Here is a 16,074-nt window from a genome sequence, read left to right on the forward strand (position 1 = left end):
TAAATAAAAAAAGACCTAACTGTTAATAGGTCTCTTAAGAAATTAAATGTTTAATTTTCTAAATACTTTTCCCAAAGAATTTTCAGTGGTTATTTCCTTAAAGTCAATTCCCAGTTGAATGGCTGTCTGGGCAACTTCAGGACGGATGCCAAGCAAAGTTGACTGAATACCGATCAGTTTTAAAGAACTAATAACTTTGAAGATTTGGTGCGCAACCATTGTGTCGACCATGATGACACCCGAAAGGTCAATGATTAAATGAGTGATCCCCAGCTTTACGCTCTGCTGCAAAGTAGATTCCATAATAAATTTGGCCCGTTCTGTATCAATATCCCCAATGATCGGCAGTAGCCCAACTTCTGAGGAAAGCGGGATAACCGGCGTGCTCAGTTCTTTTATTAATATTGATTGTGCGCTTAATCTGCTCAGCAATATATCCATAAAGTTTTCAGTGAAGGTTTCCATTACATAATCCAGTGTATAATCAATAACTTCCTGCCAATGAAAAATATCCTCTGTTTTAATATTCAAATCGGCAGTTTCGGCAAAACGTTTTATATGCATCCAATAAACCTTTCGGAATATCGAAAGATTTCTCTGGACCTCAACAAGGGAGGTTCTGGATTTAACCCGATCAGCGGACGTCTGCTTTGTCCAGTTGGCTATCGTTTCCTTCATTTCTTCTTCTGTCTGAAGCAGCGATTTTGCTACAGTCCTGAAATACTTTGTATTTTGCTCCTCAACTTTCCTTGCCCTTTCGGGAGGGGCATCGGAGGAATAGTCGGAACCAGCCTTTACGACCTGAAAACTTCTCCAATCCTTTGTCATTTCGGGGGCCTTTTCAACTAGATAATTATATAAAGATTGATTTTTATCTACCATAAATTCTCCTTTCATCCATCAGGATGATTTAATAGCCACAACTAATCTCTATATCATAGCACAGAGGGTGAAGATGAAAAGAAGCGGGATGTTTTATTCAGTAAATTTTAAATTTTTTAATTAAGGGGTTCCCATTCTGAATTTACTGTTATATAATACAAACACAGATATTTAATTGTTTTATAACAACGTAGACTTATAATATAACGGGATTACATTTTTAGTTCTGTTATGTTACAGAGTATTTTGCAGCCGGGATCTTGCTGAAGTGATGATTTTTCTAAATTAAAAGGAGGATTTAAACAAATGGCAGATGAAAGAGTGCGTCAGCTGCAGGAAAGCTGGGAAATGGATGAACGCTGGAATGGAGTAGAAAGACCGTACACCGCTGAGGAAGTCATTAAGTTAAGAGGATCAATTGATATCGAACATACATTAGCTCGCCGTGGTGCAGAGAAGTTATGGAAGCTTGTGAATGAAGAAGATTTCGTCAATGCATTAGGGGCGTTAACGGGAAACCAGGCTGTTCAGCAGGTTAAGGCTGGGCTGAAGGCCATTTACTTAAGCGGCTGGCAGGTTGCTGCCGATGCGAACCTGTCCGGAAATATGTACCCGGATCAAAGCCTGTATCCAGCCAACAGCGTTCCAAGTGTAGTAAAAAGAATTAATCAGGCACTACAGCGTGCTGACCAGATTCATCATATGGAAGGTGATCATTCCATTGACTGGTTTGCTCCAATTGTAGCAGATGCTGAGGCAGGGTTCGGCGGCCAGCTGAATGTATTTGAACTTATGAAAGGCATGATTGAATCGGGTGCCGGCGGGGTACACTTCGAGGACCAGCTTTCTTCTGAAAAGAAATGCGGCCATCTTGGCGGAAAGGTATTGCTTCCAACGCAGACCGCTGTTAAGAATTTAATATCTGCAAGGCTGGCAGCGGATGTTATGGGAGTGCCGACAGTTATTGTCGCCCGGACTGATGCTAACGCGGCCGACTTGATTACAAGCGATGTAGATCCATATGATGCACCTTTTATTACGGGGGAACGCACTCCTGAAGGTTTCTTCCGCACAAAACCAGGACTCGACCAAGCGATCGCTCGGGGATTGGCGTATGCTCCTTATGCTGATCTGGTATGGTGTGAAACATCTGAACCTGATCTTGATGAAGCTAGGCGCTTTGCTGATGCCATTCATGAAAAATTCCCTGGCAAGCTGTTAGCGTATAACTGCTCTCCTTCATTTAACTGGAAGAAAAAGCTCGATGACGAAACGATTGCAAAATTCCAGGTGGAGCTCGGCAAAATGGGCTACAAGTTCCAGTTCGTTACTTTAGCAGGATTCCATGCTTTGAACCATAGCATGTTTGAATTGGCTCGCGGCTATAAAGACCGCGGAATGGCTGCATATTCTGAACTGCAGCAGGCTGAATTTGCCAGCGAAACACATGGCTACACGGCGACAAGGCATCAGCGTGAAGTAGGCACCGGCTATTTCGACCAGGTTTCAATGGTCATTACTGGAGGGACTTCCTCGACAACCGCTTTAAAAGGATCAACCGAGGAAGAACAGTTCACTGAAAAGCAGGAAGCTTAGTTTCTACCCTATGTAACTTGATTTTTATCTTGTATATTCTCCTAATTTACACCTCTCTTCCTTGGAAGGGAGGTATTTTTTGCTTATCAGGCAAGCACAGTACCTCTGTCGAAAACATACATATTATATAGGCGAAATTTGAAATAGGGCATAATACTGAATACAATGAAGGCATTGAGGTCAAATAAGGACGGAGGATGTACAATTGGCTGACAATATAGATGATTATCTTCAACAGGGGATTTATGGGCAAAAACAGACCAATCCGGATGAGCGCCGCAAGTTTCTTGGCTCGCTTCGGGAGAGGGTGGTCATTGCCTTGAAGCAGCCGCAGATGAGGGAGGATGGAACCTATCCTCAGGTGGAAGAAGCACTTAAAGCCAACAGCAAAGCTCATCTTTATCTGAATGGAAATATGAACTACTCCTATTTATCAAAATATATAAAACTGGCTTCAGGATATAAGGTCGAATATACAATCGTTACCAACAAAGAACATAATTCTGAGATTGGGCTGGTTCTGGCCTATGACTATGCAATTGATAAACCGGAAATATTTGTGAAGAGGCAAACGGTCAAAGCAGAGACGAAAAAGGCGAAAAAAGGCGGCCTGTTTGCCAAACTATTTAAGCGGAAATGAGCAGCGTCTGCGGCGCTGCTCTATTTTTGGGGGAATAACAGCTGCAATTTTCACTTGACGGCTAAAGGAAAGAAGCAAATCCACAATTCCCCCTCAACTCATGGTAAAATAAGCAGATAATTGCTAATTCAGCCCGCTCTCGCGTGTTGCTTTAACGCGCGAAAGTTTGGTATGATCATAATAATTGTGCATTGACAGTATTCAAATTTTGGAGGTGGCATTAATGTCGAGAATTTCAATCGATCAGGTTAGGCATGTTGCACATTTGGCGCGACTTGCGATGACTGAAGAGGAAGCTGTTGCATATACGGAACAGCTGGATAAAATGATTTCATTTGCAGAGCTTTTGAATGAGCTTGATACAGATCATGTTGAACCAACATCCCATGTTCTTGATATGAAAAATGTATTGAGAGAAGATAAGGCGAATAAAGGGCTTCCACAGGAAGAAGTTTTGAAAAATGCGCCGGAACATCAGGATGGCTATATAAAAGTGCCGTCTATCATTGAGTAGGGAGGGGAAAATGGTGAGTTTATTTGATCATAAGGTGTCTGAGCTTCATCAGCTTTTACATAAAAAAGAAATAACGGTTACCGATCTTGTCAGTGAATCGTACAAGCGAATCGGTGAAGTGGAGGACAAAGTACAGGCTTTCTTGACGCTTGATGAAGAAAGAGCCCGTGAAGCAGCAAAGATAATGGATGGAAAAATCGGAACGGACGAAGCAAAAGGCCTCTTGTTCGGTATGCCGATTGGAGTAAAGGATAACATCGTAACGAAGGGTCTGCGCACAACAAGTGCGAGTAAAATTCTTGAGAACTTTGACCCGATTTATGACGCAACGGCTGCATCCAAATTACATAATGCTGAAACCATTACAATCGGCAAACTGAATATGGATGAATTTGCAATGGGATCATCCAATGAGAACTCAGGTTTTCAGGTAACCCGAAATCCCTGGAATCTTGAAAGAGTTCCCGGCGGGTCTTCCGGCGGCTCTGCTGCTTCTGTTGCTGCAGGAGAGGTATTATTTTCTCTAGGATCAGATACAGGCGGCTCAATCAGACAGCCTGCTTCTTATTGCGGAGTTGTTGGGTTAAAGCCTACATATGGAAGAGTATCCCGTTTCGGACTGATTGCATTTGCATCCTCTTTGGACCAGATTGGACCTATTACCCGCACAGTTGAAGATAACGCCTATCTGCTTCAGGCTATTTCAGGTGTTGACCCAATGGATTCTACTTCAGCAAATGTTGAGGTGCCAAGCTATGCAGAAAACTTAACTGGCGATGTAAAGGGCCTGAGAATCGCCGTACCAAAAGAATATTTGGCTGAAGGTGTAGATGAAGATGTGCGCCAGTCAGTGCTGGATGCCCTGAAGGTGTTGGAAAAACTGGGGGCAACATGGGAGGAAGTTTCTCTTCCGCATTCCAAATATGCACTGGCAACCTATTATCTGCTGTCCTCCTCTGAGGCATCGGCAAACCTGGCGCGCTTTGATGGGGTACGCTATGGCTATAGAACAGCGGATCCTGAAAGTTTAATCGATTTATACAAAAAGACCCGTGCAGAAGGCTTTGGGGATGAAGTAAAACGCCGCATTATGCTTGGAACATTTGCTTTAAGCTCTGGCTACTACGATGCCTACTATAAAAAGGCACAAAAGGTGCGTACGCTGATTAAACAGGATTTTGAAAATGTTTTTGATAAGTATGATGTCATTATTGGACCGACAGCGCCAACTCCTGCCTTTAAGATTGGTGAAAATACGTCTGATCCTCTGACTATGTATGCAAATGATATTCTGACAATTCCAGTAAACCTTGCCGGGGTGCCTGGAATCAGCGTACCTTGCGGATTCGCGGATGGATTGCCGCTTGGCCTTCAGATTATCGGAAAGCATTTTGATGAAAGCACAGTTTACCGCGTAGCGCATGCTTTTGAACAGGCTACAGAATTCCATAAGCAAAAACCGGGATTGTAAGGGGGGAAATTCATGAAATACGAAACGGTAATCGGACTTGAAGTCCATGTTGAGCTAAAAACAGATTCAAAAATATTCTCGGCAAGCCCTAACCATTTTGGGGCAGAGCCGAACTCCAACACAACAGTCGTCGATCTCGGCTATCCTGGAGTACTGCCAGTCATTAATAAAAAAGCAGTTGAATTCGGAATGAAAGCTGCGATGGCGCTGAACTGTGAAATCGCACCTGTTACAAAATTTGACCGAAAAAATTATTTTTACCCGGATAATCCTAAAGCCTACCAGATTTCGCAATTCGATAAGCCCATTGGTGAACATGGCTGGATCGAGATTGAAGTAGACGGCTATAAGAAAAAAATCGGCATTACGCGTATTCATCTTGAAGAGGATGCAGGCAAGCTGTCTCATGCTAAAGGTTATTCACTAGTAGACTATAACCGCCAGGGTACTCCTCTGATCGAGATTGTTTCTGAACCGGATATCCGCACACCTAATGAAGCATACGCATATTTGGAGAAACTAAAGTCCATCATCCAGTATACTGGCGTTTCTGACTGTAAAATGGAGGAGGGTTCACTTCGCTGTGATGCGAATATCTCCCTTCGTCCTGTCGGCCAGGAGGAATTTGGCACAAAGACAGAGCTGAAGAACCTGAACTCGTTTAACTTTGTCCGCAAAGGGCTCGAGTACGAGGAGAAGAGGCAGGAAGAGGTTTTAAGTTCTGGCGGAACAATCCAGCAGGAAACATTGCGCTATGATGAAGCAACCAATAAAACGATCCTAATGAGGGTAAAAGAAGGTTCGGATGATTATCGTTATTTCCCAGAACCTGATTTACTAGATATCCATATTGATGAAGAGTGGAAAGACCGCATCCGTGCAGAGATTCCTGAGCTTCCGGACCAAAGAAAGAACCGTTATATTGAAGAACTTGGGCTCCCGGCTTATGATGCAGCTGTTCTGACAGTCACAAAAGAAACATCTGATTTCTTTGAAGCGGCTGTGAACAAAGGAGCAGACGCCAAACAGGCTTCCAACTGGGTAATGGGTGAATTGTCAGCTTACTTGAATGCTGAACAAAAAGAGCTGACCGATATAGCTTTGACACCTGAGGGACTTGCAGGCATGATTAAGCTGATCGAAAACGGCACGATCTCTTCCAAAATTGCCAAAACAGTATTCAAAGAGCTGGTTGAAAATGGCGGAGACCCGGAAACAATCGTAAAAGAAAAAGGCCTTGTCCAAATTTCGGACGAAGGCGCACTTCTTAAAATTATCGGTGAAACGCTCGATGCGAACCCGCAATCCATCGAGGACTTCAAAAATGGAAAGCAAAAAGCAATCGGCTTCCTGGTCGGCCAAATTATGAAGGCCACAAAAGGACAGGCCAACCCGCCGCTTGTTAACAAATTATTGCAGCAGGAAATACAGAAAAGATAAAAGGTGAGCTGATGGGAATCCATCAGCTTTTCTTATATTCGACAAAAATAATCCCTATTTCCCAGGAAAAGATTCAGTTTTACAAAGTGCTACAGCAAATGCAGGAATGATAGCGGATGGTAAAGAATAAACACTAAAGAAATCGAAAAAAGGGAGTGGGTTTATGGTATTGATGGATTGGTTTGCGAAGGGTCTAAGTCCGCAGAATTATATAGAATCCATGCAAGTTAACAAAGAAGAGATGAATAAAATCTATAATCGCTTTTCATTATCCGATGACGAAAAAACAAGATTATCAGAGTTTAAGGACATTGGCATGAAGGTAATTGCACTGACTGAGGATTGGTGCGGTGACGCCATGCTGAATAATCCGATTCTATTAAAAATCGCAGAGGAAACCGGCATGGAAGTCCGTTTTGTTTTGAGAGATCAGAACCTTGAGCTTATGGACCAGTATTTGACTAACGGAACATCCAGAGCGATACCTATTTATATCTTTATAGAAAAAGAAGGGGATGAATTTGCTGTTTGGGGACCGCGTGCCAAACAGATTCAGGAATTGGTGGATGGGGAAAGAAGCAAGCTCCCTCCACAGGAAGCTGAGGACTTTAAGGAAAAACAAATGAGCATGTACAGGAGATTAATCGCTTCCTATCAGGAGGATTCTAAGATTTGGCATACGGTTGCTGATAGTATAATAGATGCTCTTGTTACGGAAAAATAGAGTGGGAAGGGTGTTTTAAATGGACTGGAACCGGAATTCCATCACCGCTAAACTGGATATAAAATACCCTATTTTCCAGGCTCCCATGGCTGGAGGGATGACAACGCCGCAATTAATCAGCGAGGTATCAAATTGCGGCGGGCTTGGAAATATGGGTGCAGGCTATATGAGTCCGGTTGCAATAAGAGAAAATATAAAACAGATTCAGAAATTGACTGATCAGCCATTTGGCGTCAATCTCTTTGTTCCGGATAGTGAGGCTTCGGCGGATGCAGAGGACATCAGCAGCATGGGGAATGTGCTTGAACGATACAGCAGTGAGCTTGGTATGGCGGGAAAACCAGCTCTGCCGAACAAGGATTATGCTGCTTTATACAAAAAACAGCTTGATGTTTTGATGGAAGAACGTGTGCCTGCCTGCAGCTTTACGTTTGGCATACCTGATTCGGCCATCATTTCGGAATTAAAGAAACAGGCTACGATGATTATTGGAACCGCAACGAATGTCAATGAGGCAGTGGAATGGGAAGAGGCGGGCGCAGATATAATTGTTGTTCAGGGGTCAGAAGCAGGGGGACACCGCGGAACTTTTCACAAGGAAGAAAGCGGAATGATCGGTTCCATGGCTCTCATACCGCAAGCGGCAGATGCAGTAAGCTGTCCTGTGGCTGCAGCAGGGGGGATCATGGATGCCCGGGGTATAGCTGCGGCCATGATCCTAGGGGCAGAAGGAGTCCAGCTTGGAACGGCCTTTCTTACATGCAGGGAAAGCGGGGCTCACGGGTTGTATAAGCGAGCTCTATTAAATGCAGGGAATGACCAGACAGCTGTGACGAAAGCATTCTCAGGAAAGACTGCAAGAGGGATCCGCAACAGGTTCATGGAAGAAATGAAAGGTGTGCAGCCGTTGCCTTATCCATTGCAGAATGATATGACAGCGCCTATCCGGAAGCATGCAGCGAAGCTTGAGCGGCCGGAGTTTATGTCATTATGGGCCGGTCAGGGAGTGGGAATGGCTGAAGAGGTGACAGTGAAGGAACTGATGACCATGCTTGTTGATGGGACAGAAGAATTATTGGATAAATAAAAAGCAGTGCCAAGTGGGCACTGCTTCTGTCTTATTCACTGATTGAAGTTTACTTTATTTGCCGGCCAATACGTTTGTAAGAGGCGGTACGATCTGCTTTTTGCGTGAAACAACGCCCTTTAATACGGCACTGTTTTTTTCAAGCGTTACATCATAAGCTTTTTCAACTGCTGCAGCTTCTTTGCCAAGAGAAATGGCAACTGAGTCGTTGTTAAGGATATCAGTTAAAACAAAAACAAAAAGATCAAGCTCTTTGTTGTTAATGTTTTCAGTAATCACAGCTTCCAATTCCTCCTGGCGGCTAAGTACGTCATTCAGGTCAACTGCATTTACCTGAGCGATTTCTGTTTTATAGCTGCCCATTTGGAATTCTTTTGCATCAAGGGAGATTAGCTCTTTCACGCTCTTTTTGCTTAAGTCTGCTCCTGCTTTAAGCATTTCCAGACCATACTCTTCCGGGTTTACTCCTGCAATTTCAGCAAGCTCGCGTGCTGCTGCAACATCCTGATCTGTACATGTTGGAGATTTGAACAGAAGGGAATCAGAGATGATGGCAGAAAGCATCAGACCAGCAGTTTCCTTGCTGATTTCCACTCCGTTCTCCTTGTACATTTTGTTTAGAATGGTTGCTGTACAGCCAACAGGCTCTGCACGGTAGTAAAGCGGATCGCTTGTTTCAAAGTTTGCAATGCGGTGGTGGTCAATTACCTCCAGGATTTTCACATCTCTGATATCATCAGCACTTTGCTGGAACTCGTTGTGGTCTACAAGAATTACTTCGCCGGCTTCCTTGGATACTGCTTCAACAAGCCGGGGAGCTTCAGTCTTAAAATAATCCAGGGCATATTGTGTTTCCTCATTTACCTGTCCCAGGCGGATTGGCTCTGCATCTACGCTTAATTTGTTTTTTAATTCTGCATAAGCTAGTGCTGAACAGATTGAGTCAGTGTCAGGGTTTTTGTGTCCGAATACAAATACTTTTGACATAATTCCTACTCCTTCTATATGTAACGTTGGTTTTGGCATGCTGTTATTTTACCATATTTCTAATGTAATGGCGGTACGGGGAAAAATCAAATTTTGTTTTTTTAAATTGTTGGAGGAAGCCTGGGTGTTTTGGAGAAATATAAAAAAGTAAGGAGGAGACAGACATGGGAAAAGTAGCCGTAATATCTGATATTCAAGGAAATATCACAGCTCTGGAGGCTGTTCTGGACAATATTCGTGAACGCGGAATAGAAAATATTTTTTGCCTGGGTGACTTAATAGGAAAAGGACCCAATTCTCTTAAAGCTGTTGAACGGATTAAAGAGGCCTGTGAAGTGGTTCTCCTCGGAAATTGGGATGACTTTATGCAAAAGCCGCTGGACTTTGAAGAGGGGCAGTGGCATCAGAAGCAGCTGGGGGAAGAGGCGTTGTCCTATTTAGGCACGCTCCCGTTCCATCACGATTTTTATATGAGCGGAAAATATATCAGACTCTACCATGCTTCAGCCAAAAGCATTTATCATCGGGTTGTGCCAATGAGGGATTCATATGAAGAAAAGCTGGCAATGTTCGAGAATACGGTGAATATTACTGCCGGAGAGGAAGGCAGGATTCCGGATGTTATCGGGTACGGGGATATTCACGCAGCCCTGGTTGAACCAATTCATCCGCAGAAGACACTATTCAATGCGGGAAGCGTTGGAAACTCCCTTGATATCCCTCAGGCTACTTATGCAATTTTGCATGGGGAATACTTATCAAAAGAAGCTGCCCCTTTCTCCATCGAGATTGTCCGGGTTCCATATAATATTGAAAAAGAAATCAGCATTGCCAAAGAAATGGGAATGCCGAAAATTGAGGCCTATGCGCTGGAGCTGCGCGAAGCAAAATATAGGGGTGCGCCGAAAAAAGTACAGGCAGAGAAATAGGAGCCCGATCCTGAATGCGCATAAAAAATATATCCGCTTGAGCGCAAAATCTTATGTGCATATAAATTTCGGCTATACGAACAGAATATCCTGGTTTTATTAGCAAAAAAGCTGACTTCCGTCCGATGCGGAGTCAGCTTTTTGTACTGATTAAAAGATTTTCCTGCCTTTTTTGGATAGAGCGTAATAAATGCCGTGCTGCAGATTTGTGAAGCAGTTAAATTTAGAGAGATTAAAGTTGGTTTCCGTAATCTTAGTGCCAAGTTCCGGAGAAATGCCAACCAGAATCGTTTCAGTGCCGATCAGATTAGCTGCAGCAGCCAATTTGCTTAAGAACTCAACCGTGTAGGCACTGATGGATTGATTTAACCCGGTCAGGTCCAGGATTAGGCAATCTGCCTGGTGCTTCGGAAGGCTATGAAGAGTTTTATCGACGAGTTCTTCAGAGCGGAATTCATCATATCTTCCCAAAAGAGGGACAACAACAATTCCATCCAGGACAGGTATAACCGGTGAAGAGATTTCTTTAACAAGCTGCTTAAGTTCTAACGTGCGTACTTCCACCAATTTCTCAAGCTCGCTGATTTTTTTAGATTCTTCCCGTCTCGCTAAAGCGTGAATATTTTCCTCAACCGTAACGCTTGAAGGGAAGAAATCCAGCTCTGTATATACGTGGCCGGCTAACTGGTCAGATTCCTTTTTATACCAGATGCTTGTCCCGAACACAGCCGAAAAGATCCCTGCAAAATGTCCCGGCAGAAAGGTGCCGGACTCAGTTTTCTCTTGTTTCCTGTTAATCTTATATTCCCAGCTGTCTACAGTTCTGACCCTGGCAGTTTTGGCAGCGGGATCTACATTAGTGATGATGAATTTCCCCCAGCCGGCAGACGCGTATATTCTGGGGATGATATTGGCCACTTCAGTTATAGGCAGATCCATGTCTTTAAAAAACTTTCCTACAACCATTCCCTGCCTGAAGCCGGCAGTCTCAAGTACAAGACTCGAGGTTTCTTTTCCGGAAATCTCTTCAATCGTATCGAAAAAGCTTTTCATGGCTGAACTTATCCAAAAGAGGACAGAGTCTTCACCTTCAAAATTAAACTGACCCTTTTCCAGGTCCCAATTAAAATTAAAACCATCAATTTTTGTTTCAAGCACTAGACCTGCGTCTTTCATACCATTACCCCCTGATATTGATATGTATAGTAAAGCTACTTATTTTTCTGGTATGTAACTCATATTAAATACCCTATATTTCAATCAATAAACCCATTTAAAAAATTATCTGCGTCTGTTAATATTCAATTTCTTCGACTTTTCATTCACATAAGCGTACATAATCTCTTTCTCATTTAAATTGTTTTGCCGAAGCTGCTCTAAAAGCCAATTCTTAGTCTGTCCGAGCAGATCGAGATTACGCGTCTGGATCCTGCCATCCACAATCACTGCAATCGGGAGCCCCTCATCCTGAATGGGGATCTTTAAATGCTCAACTGTGACAGGCGTATTGGCCACTTTCGGGATGATGCTCACTTCACCAATTGGCTCAAGTATAGCATAATCAACATCCGCAATCTTGGGATAGCCTTTGCTTCTTAAAATGGACAGCAGCTGAGACATGGAAAGATGGGACTTTTCCAGATTGTCTTCAAGGATTTCCCCATTTTTAATCAGCATCGTCGGCTCACCAAGAAAAAATCGGTTGCCAATCTGGTTTAAAGTCAAATATGAGAAGAGGATGTGAAGGCCCACAAGAATGGCCAATGCTGTTAATGTCGGCAAGTATTCAGTGCTAATGAGAGGCTCAGAAGCAACTGTGCCAACGATAATAATGGCGACAAGGTCATAAGGAGTCATCTGGATAATCGTAGATTTCCCCATCAGTCTCATAATCATGATTGTGATTAAGTAAAGACTCGCTATTTTTAAGATCAAGAACATGTGCAAGCTCCTTTGAAAACATCTTATTCAAAGGTTTTGCTTAAAGAGCTGCTTTCATGTGAAAAATAATAAAAAACCCGAATGCAGATTCGGGTTTCAATCAGGCTCGCTTTTTATCATCTCTTGGAGGGATGCGGTCATCTTTTAAGCGCTTATCATTGATTTTCGGCTCATTATTATCAATAAAGTTTTTTATGTTCGAGCGATGCAGGAAAATCAGAAATAATAGGAAAATAGAAAAGATAAGTTCATGTTCAGTGCCTTCAGTAAATAAGGAATAGATAAGCAAGGATGCACCCACCGATAACGAGCCGAAAAATACATACTTTGTTAGGACAATGATAGAGACAAAAGAGATATAGGCGACTAAAAACATCCAGATATTTGCTGCAAGCAAGACACCAGCTGTGGTTGCGATGGCTTTACCTCCGCGGAATCCTGCAAAGACCGGAAAGCAGTGGCCGGCAACTGCGACCATCCCGACTATTAGCGGATCAGCTTCAGCGTTCAGAATGACAGGAATTGCCGCAGCGGCGGCACCCTTGCCCACATCCACCAGCAGAACCACGATAGCCGCTTTTTTGCCAAGAACCCTTAATGTATTAGTCGCACCGGGATTATTGCTGCCATGATCACGAATGTCAATTCCAAAGGCAAATCTGCCAAATAATAAGGCAGTAGGAATTGATCCTATTAAGTATGCTGCCAGGTAAATAAGAAAAGTCATCGTATTCATCCTTTTTCATCAATATATTCAATTGTTATTGAGAGTTGTCCATTATTTGAAAATTTTTTACTAGCCTCCTCTGCATGTAGTCAATGCTTACAGTTTACCATATAATGGTTTAGTGAAGAGGGAGAATTATTCTTTATCTGTAATAGAAAATTCTGTTACTTTTTTAGTGGGAGATTATTATAAAAAAGGTATTGAATTATTCCATTCTCTAAATTATGATTGTTTCGGCACTCAAAAAGAAAGAACGTAATTCGAATAGTTATAAGGATATGTTTGATAAAAATAATACCCTGCAGGATATTATTTGTGTTTCAAAGCACTCCCTGTAAGGAACTTTGGAAGGAGATGATTTTCATGGAGCATTTTTCATTGGAGGAATGGCGGAAATATGCGAAAAATGAGCTTTCTGAACCTGAGCGTGAACTCTATGAAGATCATCTCTATATATGTGATCAATGTCTGGAAGTATACCTTGAAGTGATGGAAGAGGAGGAGTACTCCTTGCCGGAAATGCCGGAGGAAGAGGACTTTACCAATCTTGTCATGGCTCAGATTACAGGCGAACTTCCCAAAGAAGTTTCTAAGGAACAGAGTGGGCTGCCACCTAAATCCTCCTTGTTTGAGCGCTGGTTTCCTCTTGCCTTTGCCGGCTTTATGCTCATTGGGGGATTAGTAACCATGTACCGGGAGAAAAATCAAATAGATCAGGAATAACTCTTAACGGAAGTTAGGAGTTTTTTTTAATGAAAAAATTTGAAAATTCATATAAAGTTACTTACAATAAAAAGACCAATCAGTTTATTTTAATACAATACCTGGGGAGTGGGAGATATGGGAAGAAGGCAGGTTCCGCAGAAAATGCAAAAAAAGAGTAAGAGTGTCCATCTTGAGCAATGGATTTGGGATTTGGCAGCGCAGATGCAGCCGTGCCGTTCAGCTGCTATCAGAGATTTATTTCTCGCTAAAATGAAAGAAGACTTGATAAAAGCAGGATTGACGGAGGAAAATACGGAAATCACGAGTGAACATGCCAGCCTGTATTCAGAAGAAATTCTGAAAAGCAGTAAAATCAGCCGGAAGTGCTGCTAATAAATGAATAACTGAAAGAGAATATATTAAATGCCTTGGAGGGACAGAATTGCCACCTATCGTATCAGAGGAATATAAACGGAAAAAAAAGAAAGAGATCCTGTCTGGCGCCTTGGCCTGCTTTGCCAAAAAAGGATTTCAGGCAGCGACCATAGATGATATTGTCGCTTATTCAGGAATCAGCAAGGGAGCCATCTATAATTATTTTAAAAGCAAGGAAGAAATCTATCTGGATCTGTTAAATGAGCAGACAGAATCAGCTAATGCAAGACTTGCAGAGAAAATATCCGTGTTCTCCTCTGCGGAAGAGAAACTTGAATACCTGTTTGACTTGTACAGGGATATGAGCCCTTTCAGCCAGGAACGGAAAGATAGAATAACTGTTCAGCTGGAATTTACGCTGCATTCCTCAAGAGATGAGAACCTGAATCGAATCCTCAATGAGCGTGGAAAGAAGTTCTTCTTAAAGCTGATAACAGATATTATGGAGGAAGGACAGAACACCGGAGAATTCCGTTCCGGTGCCGATCCAAATCATGTAGCAGGATTGTTCTGGACTTTTATGGATGGGGCAATGCTTCATAGAGTCATTAATGAAGAATATCCATATAGAACTATTATTGACTACGTTAAGGGCCTTGTTTTGCAGGACCTCAAACAGGGGTAATGCTTACCCTCATCCTGGATAATACTGATTTAAAGCACCTGGCCAAGAAATATAACTTAATTACGATACTTTTTTGCTTAATGAGGGTATAATTCATTTGTGCATCTGTCCACTTGTGAAAACACCAGGAAGTGAATAGAATAGAAACGGATAGCTGTGAAAATTGCTAAGCCGTGGACTATTCGCTATGATGAAAAAGATGGAATAAAAAGGATTAAGTTTAGATATTTCAATAATAGGATGATGGGCTATGAAAAGAGCAAGAATTATTTATAATCCGACTTCAGGCCGGGAAATTTTTAAAAGACATTTAGCAGAGGTTTTGCAAAAATTAGAGAGGGCTGGCTATGAAACGTCATGCCATGCAACCACATGTGAAGGGGATGCCATTAAAGCTGCCCGTACAGCTGTTGAACGCAGATTTGACCTGGTCGTTGCAGCAGGCGGTGACGGCACGATTAATGAGGTTGTAAATGGACTCGCTGAACAGGATTACCGTCCGCGTCTCGGCATTATCCCAATGGGAACAACCAATGATTTTGCCCGTGCGCTTCATATTCCAAGAGATGTGGAAGCAGCAGCAGATATCATTGTAAAAGGGGATACCATTCCTGTTGATATTGGCCGCATTAATGATAAATATTTTATTAATATCGCTGGCGGAGGAAGGCTGACAGAGCTGACTTACGAGGTGCCAAGCAAGCTTAAAACCATGATTGGCCAGCTTGCCTATTATCTTAAGGGAATTGAAATGCTCCCTTCTATCCGTTCAACTGAAGTCAGCATTGAGTTTGACGGGAAAATCTTTGAGGGTGAAGCCATGCTTTTCCTTGTCGGTCTGACAAATTCAGTCGGAGGTTTTGAAAAGCTTGCGCCGGATTCCTGTATTAATGACGGACTATTCTCCCTGCTGATCTTAAAGAAAACCAATCTTGCCGATTTTATCCGGATCGCGACAATGGCAGTCCGGGGTGAGCATGTAAAGGATCCGAACGTCATCTACACGCAGGCAAACCGCATTAAAGTGAAATCCAAAGAAAAGGTACAGCTTAATCTTGATGGTGAATTTGGCGGGCTTCTTCCTGCTGAATTCGTAAACCTGTACAGGCATTTGGAAGTGTTTGTTCCTATTGACCAGATCCGCCAAGAAGACCGCCCGGCAGATTGGGAAAGCCCCCACGAATAATAGGAAGTCCGCTCTATTACAGGGCGGGCTTTTATTTTGCAGAAACACAGGAAGTTGTGAACGTTGCAAATAGAAAAGTATTACTGCAAATAGAAGAGTGAAAGAGCAAATAGATAGGGAAACCCTGCAAATAGACTGGAAAAAATGCAAATTCAGGATTCGTTTCTGCAAATAGGCCTGCTGCG

At 42.7% G+C, this 16,074-nt stretch carries 18 protein-coding genes; 13 read left to right on the forward strand and 5 right to left on the reverse strand.

Annotation, left to right across the window (positions count from 1 at the left end):
• Positions 1-42 precede the first annotated feature (42 nt).
• On the reverse strand, positions 43-882 hold the full coding sequence (locus tag CHI10_RS17220) for an STAS domain-containing protein (RefSeq protein ID WP_095245441.1): 840 nt from the start codon (positions 880-882) through the stop codon (positions 43-45).
• Between the two features lie 306 nt (positions 883-1,188).
• On the opposite strand from CHI10_RS17220, the gene aceA reads away from it, so the two are divergent.
• The 7 genes from aceA (at position 1,189) to CHI10_RS17255 (ending at position 8,354) form a co-directional block, all read left to right on the forward strand.
• The gene (aceA, locus tag CHI10_RS17225; protein ID WP_095245442.1) at positions 1,189-2,478 is read left to right on the forward strand and encodes an isocitrate lyase; all 1,290 of its coding nucleotides are present in this window, start codon (positions 1,189-1,191) and stop codon (positions 2,476-2,478) included.
• Positions 2,479-2,683: 205 nt separating this feature from the next.
• Positions 2,684-3,118 carry a YueI family protein gene (locus CHI10_RS17230; protein WP_095245443.1) on the forward strand — a complete coding sequence of 145 codons (435 nt, stop codon included), beginning with the start codon at positions 2,684-2,686 and terminating at the stop codon, positions 3,116-3,118.
• A 223-nt stretch (positions 3,119-3,341) separates the two neighbouring features.
• Positions 3,342-3,632: an Asp-tRNA(Asn)/Glu-tRNA(Gln) amidotransferase subunit GatC gene (gatC, locus tag CHI10_RS17235; protein ID WP_095245444.1), complete on the forward strand. Its 291-nt coding sequence runs from the start codon at positions 3,342-3,344 to the stop codon at positions 3,630-3,632.
• 13 nt (positions 3,633-3,645) lie between these two features.
• The gene (gatA, locus tag CHI10_RS17240) at positions 3,646-5,103 is read left to right on the forward strand and encodes an Asp-tRNA(Asn)/Glu-tRNA(Gln) amidotransferase subunit GatA (protein WP_095245475.1); all 1,458 of its coding nucleotides are present in this window, start codon (positions 3,646-3,648) and stop codon (positions 5,101-5,103) included.
• A 12-nt stretch (positions 5,104-5,115) separates the two neighbouring features.
• Positions 5,116-6,543 carry an Asp-tRNA(Asn)/Glu-tRNA(Gln) amidotransferase subunit GatB gene (gene gatB, locus CHI10_RS17245; protein WP_095245445.1) on the forward strand — a complete coding sequence of 476 codons (1,428 nt, stop codon included), beginning with the start codon at positions 5,116-5,118 and terminating at the stop codon, positions 6,541-6,543.
• Between the two features lie 163 nt (positions 6,544-6,706).
• Positions 6,707-7,267, forward strand: a complete 561-nt coding sequence (locus tag CHI10_RS17250; protein WP_095245446.1) for a thioredoxin family protein — start codon at positions 6,707-6,709, stop codon at positions 7,265-7,267.
• A 19-nt stretch (positions 7,268-7,286) separates the two neighbouring features.
• Entirely contained in the window at positions 7,287-8,354 is a 1,068-nt protein-coding gene (locus CHI10_RS17255; protein WP_095245447.1) for an NAD(P)H-dependent flavin oxidoreductase, read from the forward strand.
• Between the two features lie 54 nt (positions 8,355-8,408).
• On the opposite strand, the gene CHI10_RS17260 is transcribed toward CHI10_RS17255, so the two are convergent.
• A complete protein-coding gene (locus CHI10_RS17260) occupies positions 8,409-9,341 on the reverse strand; it encodes a manganese-dependent inorganic pyrophosphatase (protein WP_095245448.1) in 933 nt (310 codons plus the stop codon).
• Positions 9,342-9,505: 164 nt separating this feature from the next.
• Between CHI10_RS17260 and CHI10_RS17265 the strand changes: the two genes are divergently transcribed.
• Positions 9,506-10,270 carry a metallophosphoesterase family protein gene (locus CHI10_RS17265; RefSeq protein WP_095245449.1) on the forward strand — a complete coding sequence of 255 codons (765 nt, stop codon included), beginning with the start codon at positions 9,506-9,508 and terminating at the stop codon, positions 10,268-10,270.
• Between the two features lie 150 nt (positions 10,271-10,420).
• Here CHI10_RS17265 and CHI10_RS17270 read toward each other — a convergent pair whose 3' ends face one another.
• From CHI10_RS17270 to plsY, 3 genes are all read right to left on the reverse strand, one after another.
• Positions 10,421-11,446 (reverse strand): STAS domain-containing protein, encoded by a 1,026-nt coding sequence (locus CHI10_RS17270; protein WP_095245450.1) that lies wholly within the window; start codon positions 11,444-11,446, stop codon positions 10,421-10,423.
• A gap of 105 nt (positions 11,447-11,551) precedes the next feature.
• Entirely contained in the window at positions 11,552-12,211 is a 660-nt protein-coding gene (locus CHI10_RS17275) for a DUF421 domain-containing protein (RefSeq protein WP_095245451.1), read from the reverse strand.
• A gap of 100 nt (positions 12,212-12,311) precedes the next feature.
• The gene (gene plsY, locus CHI10_RS17280) at positions 12,312-12,938 is read right to left on the reverse strand and encodes a glycerol-3-phosphate 1-O-acyltransferase PlsY (RefSeq protein WP_095245452.1); all 627 of its coding nucleotides are present in this window, start codon (positions 12,936-12,938) and stop codon (positions 12,312-12,314) included.
• A 363-nt stretch (positions 12,939-13,301) separates the two neighbouring features.
• Here plsY and CHI10_RS17285 point away from each other — a divergent pair, with 363 nt between their 5' ends.
• The 5 genes from CHI10_RS17285 to CHI10_RS17300 all read left to right on the forward strand — a co-directional run bounded on the left by CHI10_RS17285 (position 13,302) and on the right by CHI10_RS17300 (position 15,889).
• A complete protein-coding gene (locus tag CHI10_RS17285; RefSeq protein ID WP_095245453.1) occupies positions 13,302-13,661 on the forward strand; it encodes an anti-sigma factor in 360 nt (119 codons plus the stop codon).
• Positions 13,662-13,690: 29 nt separating this feature from the next.
• Positions 13,691-13,822 carry a hypothetical protein gene (locus tag CHI10_RS22785; protein ID WP_286137450.1) on the forward strand — a complete coding sequence of 44 codons (132 nt, stop codon included), beginning with the start codon at positions 13,691-13,693 and terminating at the stop codon, positions 13,820-13,822.
• Positions 13,806-14,036, forward strand: a complete 231-nt coding sequence (locus tag CHI10_RS17290) for a hypothetical protein (protein WP_286137451.1) — start codon at positions 13,806-13,808, stop codon at positions 14,034-14,036. The genes CHI10_RS22785 and CHI10_RS17290 overlap by 17 nt, the downstream gene beginning before the upstream one ends.
• Before the next feature lie 49 nt (positions 14,037-14,085).
• On the forward strand, positions 14,086-14,703 hold the full coding sequence (locus CHI10_RS17295) for a TetR/AcrR family transcriptional regulator (RefSeq protein ID WP_095245455.1): 618 nt from the start codon (positions 14,086-14,088) through the stop codon (positions 14,701-14,703).
• A 250-nt stretch (positions 14,704-14,953) separates the two neighbouring features.
• On the forward strand, positions 14,954-15,889 hold the full coding sequence (locus tag CHI10_RS17300; RefSeq protein ID WP_095245456.1) for a diacylglycerol kinase: 936 nt from the start codon (positions 14,954-14,956) through the stop codon (positions 15,887-15,889).
• The last annotated feature ends 185 nt before the right edge of the window (positions 15,890-16,074 follow it).

The sequence above is a fragment of the Bacillus sp. 7894-2 genome (assembly GCF_002272225.1).
Classification (GTDB): Bacteria; Bacillota; Bacilli; order Bacillales; family Cytobacillaceae; genus Cytobacillus.